This window comes from Enterobacter sp. SST3 (genome assembly GCF_000286655.1).
In the GTDB taxonomy this organism is placed as follows: Bacteria; Pseudomonadota; Gammaproteobacteria; order Enterobacterales; family Enterobacteriaceae; genus Enterobacter; species Enterobacter roggenkampii.
Genome location: NZ_ALNS01000049.1, coordinates 1 through 22,282, shown reverse-complemented (window position 1 = coordinate 22,282; position 22,282 = coordinate 1). Strand labels below are relative to the sequence as shown.

General features: G+C 55.0%; 19 protein-coding genes, 1 pseudogene and 1 riboswitch. Of the genes and pseudogenes, 10 read left to right on the top strand and 10 right to left on the bottom strand.

All coding sequences use genetic code 11. The annotated features are described in order from the left end of the window. Positions 1-35: 35 nt before the first annotated feature. Positions 36-809 carry an NAD(+) diphosphatase gene (nudC, locus tag B498_RS00470; protein WP_008503465.1) on the bottom strand — a complete coding sequence of 258 codons (774 nt, stop codon included), beginning with the start codon at positions 807-809 and terminating at the stop codon, positions 36-38. Between the two features lie 95 nt (positions 810-904). Here nudC and B498_RS00475 point away from each other — a divergent pair, with 95 nt between their 5' ends. From B498_RS00475 to B498_RS00520, 10 genes are all read left to right on the top strand, one after another. Then, positions 905-1,390, top strand: a complete 486-nt coding sequence (locus B498_RS00475; RefSeq protein ID WP_008503464.1) for an Rsd/AlgQ family anti-sigma factor — start codon at positions 905-907, stop codon at positions 1,388-1,390. 54 nt (positions 1,391-1,444) lie between these two features. Next, positions 1,445-1,553: riboswitch (TPP riboswitch) on the top strand. Positions 1,554-1,633: 80 nt separating this feature from the next. Beyond that, a complete protein-coding gene (thiC, locus tag B498_RS00480; RefSeq protein WP_008503463.1) occupies positions 1,634-3,529 on the top strand; it encodes a phosphomethylpyrimidine synthase ThiC in 1,896 nt (631 codons plus the stop codon). Further along, positions 3,529-4,164, top strand: coding sequence for a thiamine phosphate synthase (gene thiE / locus B498_RS00485; RefSeq protein ID WP_008503462.1), 636 nt, complete (start codon positions 3,529-3,531; stop codon positions 4,162-4,164). The genes thiC and thiE overlap by 1 nt, the downstream gene beginning before the upstream one ends. Then, complete coding sequence (locus tag B498_RS00490) at positions 4,157-4,912, top strand: HesA/MoeB/ThiF family protein (protein WP_008503461.1); 756 nt, start codon at positions 4,157-4,159, stop codon at positions 4,910-4,912. The genes thiE and B498_RS00490 overlap by 8 nt, the downstream gene beginning before the upstream one ends. After that, entirely contained in the window at positions 4,896-5,096 is a 201-nt protein-coding gene (gene thiS, locus B498_RS00495; RefSeq protein ID WP_008503460.1) for a sulfur carrier protein ThiS, read from the top strand. Before B498_RS00490 ends, thiS begins: the two co-directional genes overlap by 17 nt. 1 nt (position 5,097) lies before the next feature. Further along, positions 5,098-5,868: a thiazole synthase gene (thiG, locus tag B498_RS00500; protein ID WP_008503459.1), complete on the top strand. Its 771-nt coding sequence runs from the start codon at positions 5,098-5,100 to the stop codon at positions 5,866-5,868. Further along, positions 5,865-6,992: a 2-iminoacetate synthase ThiH gene (gene thiH / locus B498_RS00505; RefSeq protein WP_008503458.1), complete on the top strand. Its 1,128-nt coding sequence runs from the start codon at positions 5,865-5,867 to the stop codon at positions 6,990-6,992. The genes thiG and thiH overlap by 4 nt, the downstream gene beginning before the upstream one ends. Positions 6,993-7,328: 336 nt before the next feature. Continuing rightward, positions 7,329-8,870, top strand: a complete 1,542-nt coding sequence (locus tag B498_RS00510; protein WP_008503457.1) for a sensor domain-containing diguanylate cyclase — start codon at positions 7,329-7,331, stop codon at positions 8,868-8,870. 180 nt (positions 8,871-9,050) lie between these two features. Next, the gene (locus B498_RS00515) at positions 9,051-9,359 is read left to right on the top strand and encodes a PTS sugar transporter subunit IIB (RefSeq protein ID WP_008503456.1); all 309 of its coding nucleotides are present in this window, start codon (positions 9,051-9,053) and stop codon (positions 9,357-9,359) included. Next, complete coding sequence (locus tag B498_RS00520) at positions 9,359-9,676, top strand: PTS lactose/cellobiose transporter subunit IIA (RefSeq protein ID WP_008503455.1); 318 nt, start codon at positions 9,359-9,361, stop codon at positions 9,674-9,676. The genes B498_RS00515 and B498_RS00520 overlap by 1 nt, the downstream gene beginning before the upstream one ends. 57 nt (positions 9,677-9,733) lie before the next feature. Here the strand turns inward: B498_RS00520 and rpoC are convergent, their stop codons facing one another. The 9 genes and pseudogenes from rpoC to tuf all read right to left on the bottom strand — a co-directional run. Then, the gene (gene rpoC / locus B498_RS00525) at positions 9,734-13,957 is read right to left on the bottom strand and encodes a DNA-directed RNA polymerase subunit beta' (protein ID WP_008503454.1); all 4,224 of its coding nucleotides are present in this window, start codon (positions 13,955-13,957) and stop codon (positions 9,734-9,736) included. A 76-nt stretch (positions 13,958-14,033) separates the two neighbouring features. Then, positions 14,034-18,062, bottom strand: coding sequence for a DNA-directed RNA polymerase subunit beta (gene rpoB, locus B498_RS00530; RefSeq protein ID WP_008503453.1), 4,029 nt, complete (start codon positions 18,060-18,062; stop codon positions 14,034-14,036). A gap of 319 nt (positions 18,063-18,381) precedes the next feature. Further along, positions 18,382-18,747: a 50S ribosomal protein L7/L12 gene (rplL, locus tag B498_RS00535; protein ID WP_002445276.1), complete on the bottom strand. Its 366-nt coding sequence runs from the start codon at positions 18,745-18,747 to the stop codon at positions 18,382-18,384. Positions 18,748-18,813: 66 nt separating this feature from the next. Further along, positions 18,814-19,311, bottom strand: a complete 498-nt coding sequence (rplJ, locus tag B498_RS00540; protein ID WP_003862338.1) for a 50S ribosomal protein L10 — start codon at positions 19,309-19,311, stop codon at positions 18,814-18,816. 291 nt (positions 19,312-19,602) lie between these two features. Then, positions 19,603-20,307 carry a 50S ribosomal protein L1 gene (gene rplA / locus B498_RS00545; protein WP_006810530.1) on the bottom strand — a complete coding sequence of 235 codons (705 nt, stop codon included), beginning with the start codon at positions 20,305-20,307 and terminating at the stop codon, positions 19,603-19,605. Between the two features lie 3 nt (positions 20,308-20,310). Further along, positions 20,311-20,739 carry a 50S ribosomal protein L11 gene (gene rplK, locus B498_RS00550; RefSeq protein WP_008503452.1) on the bottom strand — a complete coding sequence of 143 codons (429 nt, stop codon included), beginning with the start codon at positions 20,737-20,739 and terminating at the stop codon, positions 20,311-20,313. A gap of 155 nt (positions 20,740-20,894) precedes the next feature. Next, positions 20,895-21,440, bottom strand: coding sequence for a transcription termination/antitermination protein NusG (gene nusG / locus B498_RS00555; protein WP_003862341.1), 546 nt, complete (start codon positions 21,438-21,440; stop codon positions 20,895-20,897). A gap of 1 nt (position 21,441) precedes the next feature. Beyond that, complete coding sequence (secE, locus tag B498_RS00560) at positions 21,442-21,825, bottom strand: preprotein translocase subunit SecE (RefSeq protein WP_003862342.1); 384 nt, start codon at positions 21,823-21,825, stop codon at positions 21,442-21,444. Positions 21,826-22,054: 229 nt separating this feature from the next. Continuing rightward, positions 22,055-22,282 (bottom strand): annotated as a pseudogene (gene tuf, locus B498_RS00565) (elongation factor Tu); the annotation flags it as partial.

Genomic DNA, 22,282 nt, shown 5'->3' with positions numbered 1-22,282 from the left:
TGCAGTTCCTTAAGCGTCATGGCCTCAGTGTAACACTACTCATACTCGGCCCGACACATCGCTACGGTATCTTCTATCAGCCGACGCGCCACGGTACCCGGTGGGGGGAGCAGCGGTAGATCGTCATAGCGATACCAGTTCGCATCCAGCAGCTCTTTCTGATCGATAACGATCTCGCCGCTGTCATAGTCGGCCATAAAGGCCGTCATCAGCGACTGCGGGAACGGCCACGGCTGGGAGGTGACGTAGCGCAGGTTCTTCACTTTGATTCCGCTCTCTTCCATCACCTCGCGCGCCACTGCCTGCTCCAGCGTTTCGCCCACTTCGACGAACCCGGCCAGCACGGTATGAATGCCGTTGCGATGGCGGGTATGCTGTGCAAGCAAAATAGAGTCATCCCGACGGATAGCGACGATAATGCACGGCGCAATTTGTGGGTAATAACGTTCGCGGCAGTGGCTGCAGAGCATCGCCCACTCGGTTTTACTCGGGTGCATGGTATGGCCGCAATAGCCGCAGTATTTGTGCGAGCGGTAAAACTCCGCCAGCTGCACGCCCCGCCCCGCAAGCTGGAACAGGCCCACGTCCAGATCCAACACCTGGCGAACGGATCCCATATCCTGACGACGCGATTGTTGGATCAACCACACGGGTTCACCCTGCCACTCGCCGATCTTCAGCGCAGGCTGGCCCACGAGATCGAACGTTTCCGCCGCACCGTAGGGCAGCTCTCCACCGGGCAACCATAATTTTTGTTCGTGACTGACGATCCACCAACCCAGATCTGATTTTTCAATAATACGATCCATATCTATTGCACTACCTTCGCTTCACTGACATGTTGTTAGCATTGTGGTTACATTCTGGATGAGCAGATTCAATCCTACACTTTGCGGAGTCGACCATGTTAAACCAGCTAGAAAGCCTGACTGAGCGCGTTAGAGGAAGTAACAAACTGGTGGATCGCTGGCTACATGTGCGCAAGCATCTACTCGTGGCTTATTACAATCTGGTCGGTCTTAAGCCTGGCAAAGAATCGTTTATGCGGCTGAATGAAAAAGCGCTGGATGATTTTTGTCAGAGCCTGGTCGACTATCTGTCCGACGGCCATTTCAATATTTATGAACGCATTATCCGCGAAATGGAAGGGACAACGCCGTATTTAGCGGCCAGCAAGCTTTGTCCGCTGCTGGAAGCCAACACCCAGCAGATCATGGATTACTACGATTCCACGCTTGAGAACGCCATCGATCACGATAACTATCTTGAGTTCCAGCAGGCGCTTTCCGACCTTGGCGAAGCGCTGGAAGAGCGATTCACGCTGGAAGATAAGCTGATTAGCCTCGTCCTGGACGCCAGCCCCGAAGATAACATCGCGCGCCCGGCTTGAGTTCTTAATCGTTAACGAGTAATTTACAACCATTCGCCCCTCTCACGAGGGGGATTTTTCTTGTCGGAGTGCCCAGAGCGAAAGCCGGGCTGAGACCGTTAATTCGGGATCCGCGGAACCTGATCAGGCTAATACCTGCGAAGGGAACAAGAGTCACACTGCTGTTGTATCGCCCCCCCGGGCGATCCTCTCTTGCTTCATCCGTCGTCTGACAAGCCATGTCCTTCACTTTTGGAATGAGCTATGTCTACTGCAAAACTGACCCGCCGCGAACAGCGTGCACAGGCCCAACACTTCATCGACACCCTGGAAGGCACCGCTTTCCCGAACTCGAAACGCATCTACATTTCCGGCTCGCAGGCCGATATCCGCGTCCCGATGCGGGAAATCCAGCTCAGCCCGACGCTTATCGGCGGTACCAAAGAGAATCCGCAGTATGAAGACAACGAAGCCGTGCTGGTGTATGACACCTCCGGCCCGTACGGCGATCCTGATGTGGCTATCAACGTCCAGCAGGGTCTGGCAAAGCTGCGCCAGCCGTGGATAGAGGCGCGTAACGACTGCGAAGAACTGAGCGTACGCAGTTCTGCATACACCAAAGAACGCCTGGCCGACGACGGTCTGGACGCGCTGCGCTTTACCGGCCTGCTGACGCCAAAACGCGCCAGAGCGGGCAAATGCGTGACGCAGCTGCACTACGCCCGCCAGGGGATCGTCACGCCGGAGATGGCGTTCATCGCCATCCGCGAGAACATGGGCCGCGAGCGTATCCGCAGCGAAGTACTGCGCTACCAGCACCCGGGCGAAGGCTTTGGCGCACGCCTGCCGGAGAACATCACGCCGGAGTTTGTGCGTGACGAAGTGGCCGCAGGCCGCGCGATCATCCCCGCCAACATTAACCACCCGGAATCCGAGCCGATGATTATCGGCCGCAACTTCCTGGTGAAGGTCAACGCTAACATCGGTAACTCGGCCGTCACCTCCTCCATCGAAGAAGAGGTTGAAAAGCTTGTCTGGTCAACGCGCTGGGGCGCGGACACGGTAATGGATCTCTCCACCGGCCGCTATATTCACGAAACCCGCGAATGGATCCTGCGTAACAGCCCGGTTCCGATTGGCACCGTCCCGATTTATCAGGCGCTGGAGAAGGTCAACGGCATCGCCGAAAACCTTACCTGGGAAGCGTTCCGCGACACGCTGCTGGAGCAGGCGGAACAGGGCGTGGACTACTTCACCATTCACGCGGGCGTGCTGCTGCGCTACGTGCCGATGACCGCGAAGCGTCTTACCGGCATCGTCTCGCGCGGCGGTTCGATCATGGCGAAGTGGTGCCTCTCCCATCACCAGGAGAACTTCCTCTACGAACACTTCCGCGAGATCTGCGAAATCTGCGCCGCGTACGATGTCTCTCTGTCGCTGGGCGACGGCCTGCGCCCGGGCTCCATCCGCGATGCTAACGACGAAGCACAGTTTGCCGAGCTGCACACGCTGGGCGAGCTGACCAAAATCGCCTGGGAGTATGACGTGCAGGTGATGATTGAAGGCCCGGGCCACGTGCCGATGCAGATGATCCGCCGCAACATGACCGAAGAGCTGGAGCACTGCCACGAAGCGCCGTTCTACACGCTGGGGCCACTGACCACCGACATCGCGCCGGGCTATGACCACTTCACGTCAGGCATTGGCGCGGCGATGATCGGCTGGTTCGGCTGCGCCATGCTCTGCTACGTGACGCCGAAAGAGCACCTCGGGCTGCCAAACAAAGAGGACGTGAAGCAGGGGCTGATCACCTACAAAATTGCCGCCCACGCGGCGGATCTGGCCAAAGGCCACCCGGGCGCGCAAATCCGTGATAACGCCATGTCGAAGGCGCGCTTTGAATTCCGCTGGGAAGACCAGTTCAACCTGGCGCTGGATCCGTTCACCGCCCGCGCCTACCACGACGAAACCCTGCCGCAGGAATCGGGCAAAGTCGCGCACTTCTGCTCCATGTGTGGGCCGAAGTTCTGCTCGATGAAAATCAGCCAGGAGGTGCGCGACTACGCCGCCACGCAAACCATTGAAGTGGGTATGGCGGACATGTCCGAAGCCTTCCGCGCCAAAGGCGGCGAAATCTACCTCAAAAAAGAGGAGGCGTAATGTACCAGCCCGATTTCCCACCCGTTCCCTACCGTTTAGGGCTCTATCCGGTGGTGGACAGCGTGGCGTGGATAGCGCGCCTGCTGGAGGCAGGCGTTCGCACCCTCCAGCTGCGCATCAAGGATAAACGCGATGAGGAGGTGGAAGCCGATGTGGTTGCCGCCATTGCGCTGGGGCGTAGGTATAACGCCCGCCTGTTTATCAATGACTACTGGCGGCTGGCCGTTAAGCACCGGGCGTACGGCGTGCATCTGGGTCAGGAGGACCTGGAAACAACGGATCTGAGCGCAATCCGTGACGCCGGGTTGCGTCTTGGTGTGTCAACACACGATGACATGGAGATCGACGTGGCCCTGGCGGCCCGTCCCTCTTACATCGCACTCGGTCACGTCTTCCCGACGCAAACCAAGCAGATGCCCTCCGCTCCGCAGGGTCTGACGCAACTGGCGGGTCACGTTAAACGCCTTGCCGACTACCCCACCGTCGCCATCGGCGGAATCAGCCTGGAACGCGCCCCGGCAGTGCTGGAGACCGGCGTGGGCAGCATCGCCGTCGTCAGCGTCATCACCCAGGCCGCAGACTGGCAGGCCGCCACCGAACAGCTGTTACAGCTGGCAGGAGCAGGCGATGAATGATCGCGACTTTATGCGCTACAGCCGTCAGATCCTGCTGGAAGATATCGCCATCGACGGGCAGCAAAAACTGCTCGCCAGCCGGGTGCTGATTGTTGGCCTGGGGGGATTAGGCGCACCCGCCGCGCTCTATCTGGCAGGCGCGGGTATCGGCACGCTGGTGCTGGCCGACGACGACGAGGTCCACCTCAGCAACCTGCAGCGACAAATCCTCTTTACCACCGAGGATATCAACCAGCCGAAAGCGCAGATCACCCGGCAGCGGCTGCATCAGCTTAACCCGGATATCGAACTGATTGCCCTACAGGAGCGGCTTGGCGGTGAAAGCCTGCACCGTGAAGTCGCCCTTGCCGACGTGGTGCTGGACTGTACCGACAACATGGCGACGCGCCAGGCGATCAACGCCGCCTGCGTGGCAAATCATACGCCGCTTATCACCGCCAGCGCGGTGGGGTTCGGCGGGCAAATGATGGTTCTGACGCCACCGTGGACGCAGGGCTGCTATCGCTGCCTGTGGCCGGACGATGCCGAGCCGACGCGCAACTGCCGTACGGCGGGCATTCTGGGTCCGGTGGTCGGCGTGATGGGCACGATGCAGGCGTTGGAGGCCATCAAGCTGCTCAGCGGCATGGAGACGGAACGCAATACGCTGCGGCTGTTTGATGCCCGCTCCAGCGGCTGGCGTCATCTGGCGCTGCATCGCGCCAGCCACTGCCCGGTGTGCGGAGGCCGCGATGCGCATTCTGTTTAACGATGAGCCGATGAGCTGCGACGACGGGCTCACCGTTGCCGCACTGCTCGACAAGCTGCGTCAGCTCAAGCCGGGAACGGCGCTGGCGCTCAATCAACAGATCCTGCCGCGCGAGCAGTGGGAACATCAGCAGGTCAATGACGGCGACCAGATCCTGCTGTTTCAGGTTATCGCAGGGGGCTGAGATGTTACATATTGCCGATAAAGTCTTTGATTCACATCTGTTTACCGGAACCGGAAAATTCGCCTCGCCGCAGCTGATGGTGGAGGCCATTCGCGAAAGCGGCAGCCAGCTGGTGACGCTGGCGCTCAAGCGCGTGGATCTGCGCCATCACAGCGATGCCATTCTGGCTCCGTTGCTGGAAGCGGGCGTCACGCTGTTGCCCAACACCTCCGGCGCCAAAACGGCAGAAGAGGCGATTTTTGCCGCACAGCTGGCACGGGAGGCGCTCGGCACCCGCTGGTTGAAGCTGGAAATCCATCCGGATGCCCGCTGGCTGCTGCCCGACCCTATCGAAACGCTGAAAGCGGCTGAAAAGCTGGTGCAGCAAGGGTTTACCGTCCTGCCTTACTGCGGGGCCGACCCTGTCCTGTGCAAACGGCTGGAAGAGGTCGGCTGCGCTGCCGTCATGCCGCTGGGGGCCCCCATTGGCTCCAACCAGGGGCTGGAGACCCGCGCGATGCTGGAAATCATTATTGAGCAGGCTACCGTGCCGGTGGTGGTGGATGCAGGCATTGGCGTGCCCAGCCATGCCGCGCAGGCGCTGGAGATGGGCGCCGACGCGGTGCTGGTGAATACGGCTATCGCGGTTGCCGACGATCCGGTCATGATGGCGCGTGCGTTCCGCCTGGCCGTGGAGGCCGGCCTGCTGGCAAGAGGATCCGGCCCCGGCTCGCGCAGTTTCCAGGCGCAGGCCACCAGCCCGCTGACCGGTTTTCTGGAGGCGATCTCATGAGCACGTTTACCGAGCGCTGGCGCCAGCTTAACTGGGACGACATTGCCCTGCGTATCAACAGCAAAACGGCGGCTGACGTGGAGCGCGCGCTGCAGGCCCGTCATCTGACCCGCGAGGATCTGATGGCCCTGCTCTCCCCGGCGGCCAGCGCCTACCTCGAACCGATGGCCCAGCGAGCGCAGCGGCTTACCCGCCAGCGGTTTGGCAACACGGTGAGCTTCTACGTGCCGCTCTATCTCTCCAACCTGTGCGCCAATGACTGCACCTACTGCGGTTTCTCCATGAGCAACCGCATCAAGCGTAAAACGCTCGATGAGGCTGAGATTGCCCGTGAGTGTGCGGCCATCCGTGAAATGGGCTTTGAACATCTTTTGCTGGTCACGGGCGAACATCAGGGGAAAGTGGGAATGGACTATTTCCGTCGGCACCTTCCCGCCATTCGGCGTCAGTTTGCGTCGTTGCAGATGGAAGTGCAGCCTCTGTCGCAGGAGGAGTACGCGGAGCTCAAAACGCTCGGGCTGGACGGCGTCATGGTCTATCAGGAAACCTACCACGAGGCGACGTACGCCCGACACCACCTGAAGGGCAAGAAACAGGATTTCTTCTTCCGCCTGGAAACGCCGGACAGGCTGGGTCGCGCCGGTATCGACAAAATCGGTCTGGGTGCGCTGATCGGGCTCTCCGACAGCTGGCGGGTGGATTGTTACATGGTGGCGGAACATCTGCTGTGGTTGCAGCAGCACTACTGGCAGAGCCGATACTCCATCTCCTTCCCGCGCCTGCGTCCCTGCGCGGGAGGAATTGAACCGGCTTCGCTGATGGATGAACGCCAGCTGGTGCAGACCATTTGCGCGTTTCGCCTGCTCGCTCCGGAAGTGGAATTATCGCTCTCAACGCGCGAGTCTCCGGCATTTCGCGATCGCGTCATCCCGATTGCAATTAACAACGTCAGCGCGTTTTCCAAAACGCAGCCTGGCGGCTACGCCGACGACCATCCGGAACTGGAACAATTTGCACCCCATGACGGACGACGCCCGGAAGCGGTCGCCGCCGTCCTGACGGCGCAGGGTCTTCAGCCCGTCTGGAAAGACTGGGACAGCTGGCTGGGAAGAGCCTCGCAGTGACGTTGAAACGCACTGCAACACGTTAAAAAATTGTCGAGCCGCGACGAAAAGGCAAAACCGGATGGTTGTCGGCAATCGTCCGGTTTTTTATTGTCACACGGTCAGCAACGGATGCTGACCAGGGCGAAAAGCTTCTTCCTCGTTTCGCCCTGCCTCTGGTTCATTGCTCAAACGGCTCATGCCAGTTTAATAAGTATTTTCTTAATGGTTCTTAAGATAAATCATCCTGTCAAAAATCGCGTGCCGTATAATTCACCGCTAACCGCAGGGCAGCGACTATGCTGAGAGGATATCGGCAGACGAAAAGTATTCACCATCAGGAACGATGTACAGCTCATGGCACTTCACAGCAAAAAGCTCTCTTTTACCCGGCCCATTATGCTCAGCTTTGCGGGGATCCTCTGCAGTTTTGCGGTGATCGCGATCGCGGTGACGCTTTCGCAACGAAAGGATTTTCTTGAGGATTATCATAAGATCAATAGCAACTTCACGCACAACCTGGCGGTGAACTACACCGAATCTATCCTGCGTGAAAACGACTATATTCTGGGCCGTTCCGCGATGTACTTTGCACGCGACGACAGGCTAAACGAGACGCTGAACCTTAACCCGACGCAGGGGCTGCAGATGGTCATGCATTTACAGAACCTGATGCCGACCGTCTCCTCCATTTCGCTTGCCGATACGCAGGGGCATTATCTGCGCGCACCAGAAGTGCTCCCCACGGAGAAGAGTAAAACCTTCGATCCCCGAACGCGGCCGTGGTTTGTCGCTCAGGCGGAAGCCAGCATCTTCAGCCACTATACCCGTCCCTACATGGACTACTTTACCGGCCATCCGACGGTGACACTTTATAAGCCGTTGATCTCGCCGGAGGGCAGACTGAAGGGAACGATCGCCTTTCATCTTGATTTGACGTCAATGGGCTATACCCTGCGCCAGATGGTGGCACCCGTTCAGGGGGAATTCTTCGTCGTCGAACGCGACGGTGCTGTGGTGCTGCATCCGGATACCGGCGCGCTCTTCAAGCAGTACGTGAGCGAAGCGCTGATGGACAAAATGACCAGCGGCGAAGGTCATCTTTACGATAAGAAAAGCAACGCCTGGTATTACTACTACTCGTTTACCAACCCGGACTGGTTTGTCATCTACCGGGTATCCGGTGCGACGCTCACCGATATCACCCGCCACGAAACGACGATCGTTGGCTGGGGGTTTGCGCTGGCGGCCATCATCATCATCCTTTTCGGCTTATACCTCCGCCACGCCTCGCGTAGCGTGCTGATGCACATTATCAATGCCATCAAAACTGGCGACGTTAACGAGGCACCGCGCCTTGAAGCGATGTTGAGCCACACGATTCAGTCCAATAAAGAGCGCGAAATGGCGTATGTGCGCCAGGCCACCCACGATGCGCTGACGGGCTGTAAAAACCGCCGCGCGTTCGACAGCGATATCTCAGAGCTGCTGAATGCCCAGCAGCCCTTCGCGATGGCGCTGGTGGATATTGATAACTTCAAGTCAATTAACGACACGCTGGGTCACCTGACCGGTGATATCGTTCTGCGCAACGTGGCTCGTGAAGGGATCCAGATTATGCAGCCACATCACGTCTCGGTTTACCGTTATGGCGGAGAAGAGTTCGCCGTAATCTTCCAGGCGGAGCAGATGTCTTCCGCGCTCTCATTATTGGAAGCGTGGCGTACCGCCGTTGAAAAACGCGTCTGGCGGGAAGAAAACCTGCGGGTTACGTTCAGCGGCGGTCTTGGAGAGTGGCATTTTGAACCGCTGGAACAATTTGTCGGAAGCGTTGATAACGCCCTCTACAGCGCCAAACAGCAGGGAAAAAATCGAATCGTTCGCACATCCATCAGCTAATCCTCTCGCTTTCACCCTGCCCGTTTCGACGGGCCGGGTACCCGGCAATGTAAAATTGTAACCGGTTTCAGAAAAACGCCTGTTTCTTTGTGATGCCTGACACACAATCGCGGTAAAGCGGTTGTTGAAGCGGTCTGCACGGGATAATTATCAATAAACACATGTAGATCGAGGCTGATTATGAAGAACATCGTTTTATGCTGTGCAGCGGGAATGTCAACCAGCATGCTGGTTCAACGTATGAAAGACGCCGCGCAGAAAAAAGGGGTTGAAGTCACCATTAAAGCCGTTCCGGTTGCGGAGTTTAAAGACAACATCGCAACGGCCGACATCGTATTGCTGGGGCCACAGGTTAAATACGAGCAGGCTAAATTACAGGCGCAGGCCGACCCGCTGGGCAAAAAGGTCGCGGTGATCGACATGATGGATTACGGCATGATGAAAGGTGATGCCGTACTGGATAAAGCGCTCAAACTTCTGGAGTCATAATGGAAGACTTAGAAACCACGATTATGGAACTGCTTGTTAACGCAGGCGCGGCGCGCAGTGCGGCCCTGACGGCATTGCAGATGGCGCGTAAAGGTGAGTTTGACGAAGCCGAAAAAGCGATGGAAGAGTCGCGGGAATATGTGAAGCATGCGCACACCATACAGACACAGCTTATCGGTCTTGATGAAGGGACCGGGAAGCTTCCGGTTAACCTGATCACCGTCCACTCGCAGGATCACCTGATGAACGCCATGGTCATACAGGACCTGGCGGGCGATATGATTGAGCTGTATCGACGGATCCCATTAGTAAACTGAAATTTTGCAGATATAAAAAAACCCGCCGAAGCGGGTTTTTTATTAGCGACTCAACGATTACTCGTTGTCGGAGCCACCCAGACCTGCGTTCAGCAGTTCTGCCAGGCTCGCGGATGCATCTTCAGCAGTAACCTGCGGTGCAGCTGGCAGTTCGCCTGCAGCACGACGACGCATACGATCCTGATGGTACGCATAACCGGTACCCGCCGGGATCAGACGACCCACGATAACGTTCTCTTTCAGACCGCGCAGTTCATCACGTTTACCTGCAACAGCGGCTTCGGTCAGGACACGAGTCGTTTCCTGGAACGATGCTGCAGAGATGAAGGACTCGGTTGCCAGAGACGCTTTGGTGATACCCAGCAGATCGCGCGAGAAGGTCGCACCGATTTTGCCGTTCGCTTCCAGTTCGCGGTTAGCGATCTTGACGCGTGAGTATTCAACCTGCTCGCCTTCGAGGAACTCGGAGCTGCCCGCGTTTTCGATGGTTGCTTTACGCAGCATCTGACGAACGATAACTTCGATGTGTTTATCGTTAATCTTAACGCCCTGCAGGCGGTATACGTCCTGTACTTCGTTAACGATGTAACGAGTAACAGCATGCACACCACGCAGACGCAGGATGTCGTGCGGCGCTTCTGGACCGTCGGAAACCACGTCACCACGTTCTACGCGTTCACCTTCGAACACGTTGAGCTGACGCCACTTAGGAATCATCTCTTCGTACGGTTCGCTGCCATCTACTGGAGTGATAACCAGACGGCGCTTACCTTTGGTCTCTTTACCGAAGGAGATGATACCGCTGATTTCAGCCAGAATTGCCGGCTCTTTCGGACGACGTGCTTCGAACAGGTCCGCAACGCGTGGCAGACCACCGGTGATGTCCTTGGTACCGCCGGATTCCTGAGGAATACGCGCCAGGGTGTCACCAGAGCTGATCTGTACGCCATCTTCCAGCTGTACAATCGCTTTACCCGGCAGGAAGTACTGCGCAGGCATATCGGTACCTGGGATCAGAACGTCATTACCCTGAGCATCAACGATTTTCAGTGCAGGACGCAGATCTTTACCGCCGGTAGTACGTTCAGCAGAATCCAGAACCACCAGAGAAGACAGACCGGTCAGCTCGTCAGTCTGACGAGTAATGGTCTGGCCGTCGATCATGTCAGTGAAGCGGATGAAACCACTTACTTCGGTGATAACCGGCATGGTGTGTGGATCCCAGTTTGCAACGGTTTCACCGCCGGCAACCTGCTCGCCATCACCTTTCGCCATAACCGCACCGTAAGGCACTTTATAGCTCTCTTTGGTACGACCGAATTCGTCGATCAGCTTCAGCTCGGTGTTACGTGAAGTGATAACCAGTTTACCGCTGGAGTTCACAACCGATTTCGCGTTGCTGAGCTTGATGCTACCTTTGTTTTTCACCTGGATGCTGGATTCAGCAGCCGCACGAGATGCCGCACCACCGATGTGGAACGTACGCATCGTCAGCTGTGTACCCGGCTCACCGATGGACTGTGCCGCGATAACGCCGATGGCTTCACCTTTGTTGATGATGTGGCCACGCGCCAGGTCACGACCGTAGCAGTGCGCACATACACCAAAGTCGGTGTCACAGGATACAACGGAACGCACCTTCACGGAGTCAACAGAGTTCGCTTCCAGCAGGTCACACCACTGTTCGTGCAGCAGGGTGTTGCGTGGAACCAGAATGTCTGCGGTGCCCGGCTTCAGGATGTCTTCCGCGGTCACACGACCCAGTACGCGATCGCGCAGTGGCTCTTTAACATCACCACCCTCGATAACCGGGGTCATGGTGATACCTTCGAGGGTGCCACAATCGTCTTCGGTCACAACCAGATCCTGCGCAACGTCTACCAGACGACGCGTCAGATAACCGGAGTTCGCTGTTTTCAGTGCGGTATCCGCCAGACCTTTACGCGCACCGTGCGTGGAGATGAAGTACTGGAGTACGTTCAGACCTTCACGGAAGTTCGCGGTGATTGGCGTTTCGATGATGGAGCCATCTGGCTTCGCCATCAGACCACGCATACCTGCCAGCTGACGAATCTGTGCTGCAGAACCACGCGCACCGGAGTCGGCCATCATGTAGATGCTGTTGAAGGAAACCTGCTGCTCTTCTACGCCGTCACGGTTAATCACGGTTTCGGTCTGCAGGTTATCCATCATAGCTTTGGATACACGATCGTTCGCCGCTGCCCAGATATCGATAACTTTGTTATAGCGTTCGCCCGCGGTAACCAGACCAGACTGGAACTGCTCCTGGATCTCAGCAACTTCAGCTTCCGCTTCAGAGATGATCTCGTGTTTCTTCTCTGGGATGACCATGTCATCGATACCAACAGATGCACCTGAACGCGCTGCATAAGCAAAGCCGGTGTACATAGTCTGGTCAGCGAAGATAACGGTCGGCTTCAGGCCCAGAATGCGGTAACAGGTGTTCAGCATTTTGGAGATCGCTTTCTTGCCCAGCGCCTGGTTGACGATGGAGAAAGGCAGACCTTTCGGTACGATCATCCACAGAATGGCACGGCCAACGGTCGTGTCTTTCAGGCTGGTTTTCGCAACGAATTCGCCGTTTGCATCTTTTTCGTATTCGGTGATACGCACTTTAACGCGCGCATGCAGAGAGGCCAGGCCAGCGCGATAAATACGCTCAGCTTCTTTCGGGCCAGTCAGCACCATGCCTTCGCCTTTGGCGTTAACACAGTCACGGGTCATGTAGTACAGACCCAGTACAACGTCCTGAGAAGGAACAATGATTGGCTCACCGTTCGCTGGAGACAGGATGTTGTTGGTAGACATCATCAGCGCACGCGCTTCGAGCTGGGCTTCCAGCGTCAGCGGTACGTGAACAGCCATCTGGTCACCATCGAAGTCGGCGTTATATGCCGCACAAACCAGCGGGTGCAGCTGGATCGCTTTACCTTCGATCAGTACCGGCTCAAATGCCTGGATACCCAGACGGTGCAGGGTTGGTGCACGGTTCAGCAGTACCGGGTGTTCGCGGATAACTTCGTCCAGGATATCCCAAACGACAGCTTCTTCACGCTCAACCATTTTCTTAGCGGCTTTGATGGTGGTGGCCAGGCCACGCAGTTCCAGCTTGCCGTAGATGAACGGTTTGAACAGCTCCAGTGCCATTTTCTTCGGCAGACCGCACTGATGCAGACGCAGGTATGGACCTACGGTGATTACAGAACGACCGGAGTAGTCAACACGCTTACCGAGCAGGTTCTGACGGAAACGACCCTGTTTACCTTTGATCATGTCGGCCAAAGATTTCAGAGGACGTTTGTTAGAACCGGTGATCGCACGACCGCGACGACCGTTATCCAGCAGGGCATCTACCGCTTCCTGCAGCATACGTTTTTCGTTGCGTACGATGATGTCCGGCGCAGCCAGATCCAGCAGACGTTTCAGACGGTTGTTACGGTTGATCACGCGACGATACAGATCGTTCAGATCGGACGTTGCGAAACGACCACCATCCAGCGGAACCAGTGGACGCAGATCTGGCGGCAGAACCGGCAGAACGGTCAGGATCATCCACTCTGGCTTGTTACCAGACTGAACGAACGCTTCCAGCAGTTTGATACGCTTGGTCAGCTTTTTACGCTTGGTTTCGGAGTTGGTTTCGTTCAGCTCTTCACGCAGCTGCTCGCACTCTTGCTCCAGATCCATGCTCTTCAGCAGGGCCTGAATAGCTTCCGCACCCATCTTCGCGTCGAATTCGTCACCGAACTCTTCCAGCGCGTCCAGATACTGCTCTTCAGTCAGGATCTGATGACGTTCCAGGTTCGTCATCCCGCCTTCGATAACCACATAAGATTCGAAGTACAGAACACGTTCGATATCACGCAGCGGCATATCCAGCAGCAGACCGATACGGGACGGCAGTGATTTCAGGAACCAGATGTGAGCAGTCGGAGACGCCAGCTCGATGTGGCCCATGCGCTCACGGCGCACTTTGGTCTGGGTCACTTCAACGCCGCACTTCTCACAGATCACACCGCGGTGTTTCAGGCGCTTGTACTTACCGCACAGGCACTCGTAATCTTTTACTGGCCCGAAAATACGCGCACAGAAAAGGCCGTCACGCTCAGGTTTGAACGTACGGTAGTTGATGGTTTCCGGCTTTTTAACTTCACCGAAAGACCATGAACGGATCATGTCTGGCGAAGCCAGAGCAATTTTGATCGCATCAAACTCTTCGGTTTTAGTCTGCGCTTTCAGAAACTTTAATAAATCTTTCACGGATTTGCTCCCGTCGGAGTTAGCACAATCCGGTGCCGGGGGTTAACCCGGCACCAGTGACCTGTTTGAGCGAGAATTACTCGTCTTCCAGTTCGATGTTGATACCCAGCGAACGAATCTCTTTCAACAGTACGTTGAAGGATTCTGGCATGCCTGGTTCCATCTGATGGTTGCCGTCCACGATGTTTTTATACATCTTAGTACGACCGTTCACGTCATCAGACTTAACGGTGAGCATTTCCTGCAGGGTGTATGCCGCGCCGTATGCTTCCAGCGCCCACACTTCCATCTCCCCGAAGCGCTGACCACCGAACTGTGCCTTACCACCCAGCGGCTGCTGAGTAACCAGGCTGTAAGAACCGGTAGAACGAGCGTGCATCTTGTCGTCGACCAGGTGGTTCAGTTTCAGCATGTACATGTAACCTACGGTTACCGGACGTTCGAACTGTTCACCGGTACGGCCGTCAAACAGCGTAATCTGACCAGACGTTGGCAGACCACCCAGTTGCAGCAGCTCTTTAATTTCAGCTTCTTTTGCACCGTCGAATACCGGCGTCGCAATTGGCATACCTTTGCGCAGGTTCTCTGCCAGACGCAGCACTTCTTCATCGCTGAAGGTGTTCAGGTCGACTTTCTGACGCACGTCGGTACCCAGATCGTAGGCACGCTGGATGAATTCGCGCAGTTTCGCGACTTCCTGCTGCTGTTTCAGCATGGCGTTAATCTTGTCGCCGATGCCTTTCGCAGCCATACCCAGGTGAGTTTCCAGGATCTGACCAATGTTCATACGAGACGGTACGCCCAGTGGGTTCAGTACGATATCTACCGGCGTACCGTTAGCATCGTGCGGCATATCTTCGATCGGGTTGATCTTAGAGATAACACCCTTGTTACCGTGACGACCTGCCATCTTATCACCAGGCTGGATCTGACGTTTAACAGCCAGATAGACCTTAACAATCTTCAGCACGCCTGGTGCCAGATCGTCGCCCTGAGTGATTTTGCGGCGTTTCGCTTCGAGTTTTTTCTCGAACTCGTGTTTCAGCTCGTCATACTGCTCAGCCAGCTGTTCCAGCTGATTTTGTTTCTCTTCGTCGGTCAGGCCCAGTTCCAGCCAGCGATCGCGTGGCAGTTTGTCGAGCTTCTCAGCTTCAACGCCACCGGCAACCAGCACCGCATAGATACGGCTGAACAGACCCGCTTCGAGGATCTGCAGTTCTTCAGACAGGTCTTTCTTAGCCTGTTTGAGCTGCATCTCTTCGATTTCCAGCGCACGCTTATCTTTCTCAACGCCATCACGAGTGAAGACCTGAACGTCGATAACCGTACCGGAAACACCGTTTGGTACGCGCAGAGAAGAGTCTTTAACGTCAGACGCTTTCTCACCGAAGATGGCACGCAGCAGTTTCTCTTCTGGCGTCAGCTGGGTTTCACCTTTCGGCGTAACCTTACCCACCAGAATGTCGCCGCCGGTCACTTCCGCACCGATGTAAACGATACCGGATTCATCCAGTTTGGAGAGCGCAGCTTCACCCACGTTAGGGATGTCAGCGGTGATCTCTTCTGGCCCCAGCTTGGTGTCACGGGACACGCACGCCAGTTCCTGAATGTGGATGGTGGTGAAACGATCTTCCTGAACCACACGCTCGGAGACGAGGATGGAGTCTTCGAAGTTGTAACCGTTCCACGGCATGAACGCTACGCGCATGTTCTGACCGAGAGCCAGTTCACCGAGGTCGGTGGACGGACCGTCTGCCAGCACGTCGCCGCGCTCAACTGGCTCACCCAGAGATACGCAAGGCATCTGGTTGATACAGGTGTTCTGGTTAGAACGGGTGTATTTGGTCAGGTTATAAATGTCGATACCTGCTTCGCCCGGGTACATCTCGTCTTCGTTAACTTTGATAACGATACGGGAGGCATCCACGTACTGAACAGTACCGCCACGCTTAGCAACTGCAGTAACACCGGAGTCAACGGCAACAGCACGTTCCATACCGGTACCAACCAGCGGCTTATCAGCACGCAGAGTTGGAACGGCCTGACGTTGCATGTTCGCACCCATCAATGCACGGTTGGCGTCATCGTGTTCCAGGAACGGGATCAGGGACGCACCGACGGATACCACCTGCTGGGTGGATACGTCCATGTAGTCAACCTGGTCGCGGCTGAACAAGCTAGATTCGCCTTTGCTACGGCAGGTCACCAGATCTTCTACAAAGTGGCCTTCGTCATCCAGGTTGGAGTTCGCCTGAGCGATAACGTAGTTGCCTTCTTCGATAGCAGACAGGTAGTGAATTTCGTCGGTAACAACACCGTCGGTCACTTTACGGTACGGGGTCTCGAGGAAACCGTATTCGTTAGTCTGTGCGTACACGGACAGGGAGTTGATCAGACCGATGTTTGGACCTTCAGGCGTTTCGATTGGACATACGCGACCGTAGTGCGTCGGGTGTACGTCTCGAACTTCGAAGCCTGCACGCTCACGGGTCAGACCGCCTGGGCCGAGTGCAGAGATACGACGCTTGTGCGTAATCTCAGACAGCGGGTTGTTCTGGTCCATGAACTGAGACAGCTGGCTGGAACCGAAGAACTCTTTCACTGCTGCAGAAATCGGCTTGGCGTTGATCATATCCTGAGGCATCAGGGTATCCAGATCGCCCAGAGACAGACGCTCTTTCACCGCACGCTCTACACGTACCAGGCCAACGCGGAACTGGTTTTCCGCCATTTCGCCTACGGAACGGATACGACGGTTGCCGAGGTGGTCGATGTCGTCCACTTCGCCTTTGCCGTTACGGATATCGATGAGCTTCTTCATCACTTCGATGATGTCGTCTTTGCTCAGGATACCGGAACCTTCGATTTCGTCGCGCAGCAGAGAACGGTTGAACTTCATACGACCAACCGCGGACAGATCGTAGCGGTCTTCGGAGAAGAACAGGTTCTCGAACAGGCTTTCAGCCGCTTCGCGAGTTGGTGGCTCACCAGGACGCATCATGCGGTAGATTTCAACCAGCGCGCTCAGACGATCGTTGGTTGGGTCGACGCGTACAGTCTCAGAGATGTACGGACCGTGGTCCAGATCGTTGGTGAACAGCGTTTCGATACGTTTGTGGCCAGCCTGACTCAGCTTAGCCAGCAGATCCAGGCTCAGCTCCATGTTAGCCGGGCAGATCAGCTCGCCAGTTGATTCATCAACGTAATCTTTCGCGGCTACTTTTCCTGCAATGTATTCAACCGGAACTTCGATGTGTTTGATATCATCTTTTTCCAGCTGGCGGATGTGGCGCGCGGTGATACGGCGACCTTTTTCCACATACACTTTGCCGTCGGCTTCGATGTCGAACGACGCGGTCTCACCACGCAGACGTTCCGGCACCAGCTCCATCTGCAGCTTGTTGTCGCGGATTTCAAAGATCACTTTCTCAAAGAACAGGTCAAGGATCTGCTCAGTGGTATAGTTCAGTGCACGCAGAATGATGGTTGCAGGCAGTTTACGACGACGGTCGATACGGACAAACAGGTTGTCTTTTGGATCGAACTCGAAGTCCAGCCAGGAACCACGGTAAGGAATGATGCGTGCGTTATACAGTACTTTACCGGAAGAGTGCGTTTTACCTTTATCGCTGTCGAAGAAGACGCCCGGGCTACGATGCAGCTGGGAAACGATAACACGCTCAGTACCGTTAATAACGAAAGTACCGTTGTCCGTCATGAGTGGAATTTCACCCATGTAGACTTCTTGCTCTTTAATGTCTTTTACGGTGCCTTCCGGCGCTTCGCGCTCGTAGATCACCAGACGCAGTTTCACGCGCAGCGGTGCGGAATAGGTCACGCCACGGATCTGACATTCCTGAACGTCAAACACCGGTTCGCCAAGGCGGTAGCTGACGTACTGCAGCTCGGAGTTACCGCTGTAGCTCTGAATCGGGAACACGGAGCGGAAGGCTGCTTCCAGACCGTACTGCCCTTCAGGATCTTGCTCGATAAACTTCTGGAACGAGTCAAGCTGGATAGAAAGGAGATATGGAATGTCCAGAACTTGTGGACGTTTACCAAAATCCTTACGAATACGTTTTTTCTCGGTATAGGAGTAAACCATAGGGTTCCTCAGCTCGCTGACAAGTCGACCCATCTGTCCGACGAAGGGACAGTTTGTGCAACACCATTTTGTGGACCGGAAAATTGAATACTTTCCGCAATACCTGTTGCTATCACGCTTAAACCATTTCATTGCGATTTACACAGAGCGAGCACCCTGTCGCAGTATATTAAGTCGTCGATAGAAACAAGCATTGTCAGGACAATCAGCAGTCAAACAGTGTGAAATGCTACTGATGCCTTACAGCGCAAAAAGGCTGGTGACTAAAAAGTCACCAGCCATCAGCCTAATGACTTAGGCTGCAACCAGAAAAGTTGGCTTATTTAACTTCAACTTCAGCGCCAGCTTCTTCCAGAGATTTTTTCAGTGCTTCTGCGTCGTCTTTGCTCACGCCTTCTTTCAGCGCAGCTGGAGCAGATTCTACCAGGTCTTTAGCTTCTTTCAGACCCAGGCCAGTTGCGCCACGTACTGCTTTGATAACAGCAACTTTGTTCGCGCCAGCAGCTTTCAGAATTACGTCGAATTCAGTTTTTTCTTCAGCAGCTTCAGCCGGGCCCGCAGCTACAGCTACAGCAGCAGCAGCAGAAACACCGAATTTTTCTTCCATTGCAGAAACCAGCTCTACAACGTCCATTACGGACATAGCTGCTACTGCTTCAATGATTTGATCTTTAGTGATAGACATTTAAATTGTTCCTGAAAATCCGAATAAGTTTATACGTAAGCAAATGCTTTATAAAGATAACTGCGATTAAGCAGCTTCTTTCGCATCGCGTACAGCAGCCAGAGTGCGAACCAGTTTGCCAGCCGCAGCTTCTTTCATGGTTGCCATCAGGCGTGCAATTGCTTCTTCGTAGGTCGGCAGGGTTGCCAGGCGATCGATTTGCGATGCCGGGATCAACTCACCTTCAAAGGCTGCAGCTTTGACCTCAAATTTTGCATTCGCTTTCGCGAACTCTTTGAACAGACGAGCAGCAGCGCCCGGGTGTTCCATAGAGTATGCAATCAGGGTCGGACCAACAAACGTGTCTTTCAGGCACTCGAACTGAGTACCTTCAACTACGCGGCGCAGCAGGGTGTTACGAACAACACGCATGTATACGCCAGCTTCACGACCTGCTTTACGCAGTTCAGTCATTTTGTCTACAGTAACGCCACGGGAATCCGCAACTACTGCAGACAGCGCGCCTTTGGCTACTTCGCTGACTTCAGCAACAATCGCTTGTTTGTCTTGAAGATTTAAAGCCATTAGCTTTGCTCCTGGATGTTTGCCGGAACTCATGTTCCGGAACTCACTTCACTCTCCCCAACGGAAAGAGCGTCTTAATACGGTGAGCAGAAACAAGCCAGAGTATCCAAAAATAATCTTAGCGTTCTGTCACCGTCTACGCAGGGGATTAAGTCTCTTGCGAAACACCTGCGGTCTTCGACGGAGGCCTGGATTAGGCCAGGCTCCAACGAACAAATCTTTTAGCCGCTAACAATTGTTAGCAAACGTGGGGGTAAGATTGTAGACAAAATCACCGCCCACGTAAAGGCATTAGTTTGCAGCAGCGCTCAGGCCAGCCTGGTCAACTGCAACACCTGCACCCATGGTGGTGGAGATGCTAACTTTCTTGATGTACACGCCTTTCGCCTGAGTTGGTTTTGCTTTTTTCAGCGCAACCAGCAGAGCTTCAAGGTTTTCTTTCAGTTTGTCAGCGTCAAAGTCCACTTTACCGATGGTGGTGTGGATGATGCCGTTTTTGTCGTTACGATAACGAACCTGACCTGCTTTAGCGTTCTTAACCGCTTCAGCAACGTTAGGGGTTACAGTACCCACTTTCGGGTTTGGCATCAGGCCGCGTGGACCCAGAACCTGGCCCAGCTGGCCAACAACGCGCATTGCATCTGGAGAAGCAATAACAACGTCAAAGTTCATTTCGCCTTTCTTGATCTGATCAGCCAGATCTTCCATACCTACCAGTTCAGCGCCGGCAGCTTTAGCAGCTTCAGCGTTTGCACCCTGAGCAAATACAGCTACGCGAACGGAACGGCCAGTACCGTGTGGCAGTACAGTTGCGCCACGAACGTTCTGATCGGATTTACGCGCGTCGATGCCCAGGTTAACGGCAACGTCAACGCTTTCAACGAACTTAGCAGTTGCCAGTTCTTTCAGCAGAGCGATAGCTTCGTTGATGTCGTACTGTTTGGTCGCATCAACTTTGTCACGGATCACGGACATGCGCTTGGTCAGTTTAGCCATTTCTTAGTCCTCCACTACCAGGCCCATGGAACGTGCAGTACCTTCGATTGAGCGAGTCATCGCTTCAATGTCGGCACCAGTCATGTCGGCAGCTTTGGTCTGCGCGATTTCCTGCAGCTGAGCGCGGGAAATTTTACCCACTTTGTCTTTGTTCGGTTTACCGGAACCAGACTTGATACCAGCCGCTTTCTTCAGCAGAACTGCTGCAGGAGGGGTTTTGGTAACGAAAGTGAAAGAACGGTCAGCGTAAACAGTGATTACGACTGGGATTGGCAGACCTTTTTCCAGGGATTCCGTTTTTGCGTTGAACGCTTTACAGAATTCCATGATGTTCACACCCTGCTGACCCAGAGCTGGACCAACTGGTGGACTTGGGTTCGCCATACCAGCTGCAACCTGCAGCTTGACGTAGGCTTGTACTTTCTTAGCCATTCTAAAATCCTCTGATTGGGTAATAGCGCCTCAGTGAGGCTCCCCGTGAATAAAATTCGTTTTACGGGCCGGGCCCATAAAAACAAAAGGCGCGAAATTGTATTCCAATCTCGCGCCCTGTGCAACGATTAAATCGTCGCTTTTTTGATCGCTGCTTAGGCTTTTTCGACCTGCGCAAAGTCCAGTTCTACCGGGGTCGCACGACCGAAGATAGATACAGAAACTTTCAGGCGGGACTTTTCGTAGTCCACTTCTTCAACGACGCCGTTAAAGTCAGCAAACGGACCGTCATTAACACGAACCATTTCACCCGGTTCAAACAGCGTTTTCGGACGCGGCTTATCACCGACCTGCTGCAGGCGGTTCATAATCGCATCCACTTCTTTGTCGCTGATTGGCGCCGGACGGTCAGACGTGCCGCCGATAAAGCCCATCACGCGCGGTACGCTGCGCACCAGGTGCCAGCTCGCGTCGTTCATCACCATCTGAACCAGCACGTAACCCGGGAAGAATTTGCGCTCGCTTTTGCGACGCTGACCGCCACGGATCTCGACCACTTCTTCGGTCGGAACCATAACTTCGCCAAATAACTCTTCCATGTTGTGTAATTTGATATGCTCACGCAGCGACGTTGCTACGCGGCCTTCAAAACCGGAAAACGCCTGAACGACGTACCAGCGCTTTTTAGGGGCTTCAGACATCTCAGAACCTCAGGCCAGTGATAAAGGATACCAGGCGAACCAGAATACCATCCAGTCCCCACAGGATCAGTGACATTACAGCGGTAACCGCCGCTACGATCAGCGTGGTGTGCAATGTTTCCTGGCGAGTCGGCCAAATTACCTTACGGACTTCGGTACGCGCTTCGCGAGCAAAAGCGACGGTCGCTTTGCCTTTCGTCGTCAACAGCGCGACACCACCCGCTGCAGCAATCAGAATTACCACTGCAAGCGCGCGTAGCGGCAGCATCATGTCACGATAAAGGTAGTTACCGACAATCGCTACGATCAGCAGAACGGCTACTACTACCCATTTCATCGCTTCCAGGCCGCGCCCGCTCCCTTGAGCTTCGGTATTCGCACTCATAAACCAACCTGTCAGAAGTATTCTACAAACATTTTCACCCCGCGATTGCGAGGCAAACCAAATCGAAATGCTAATTCGCTTTTCGAATTATACGCTCTCTGCAGAGCCTGTCTCAGCAATGATTATGACAAAAATAATCACTGATGAGCCAGGTTCTGACGTGAAAGCGTGCAAAAAGGGCATCAAATGATGCCCTTTTATTGCGCATTGCGTCAAATGTTATCAGCAATTAGCCGAGAACTTTAGCAACCACGCCCGCGCCAACGGTACGGCCACCTTCACGGATTGCGAAACGCAGACCGTCGTCCATCGCGATTGGGTGGATCAGCGTCACAACCATCTTGATGTTGTCGCCTGGCATTACCATCTCAACGCCTTCTGGCAGTTCGATGGTACCGGTCACGTCAGTAGTACGGAAGTAGAACTGTGGACGGTAACCTTTGAAGAACGGAGTATG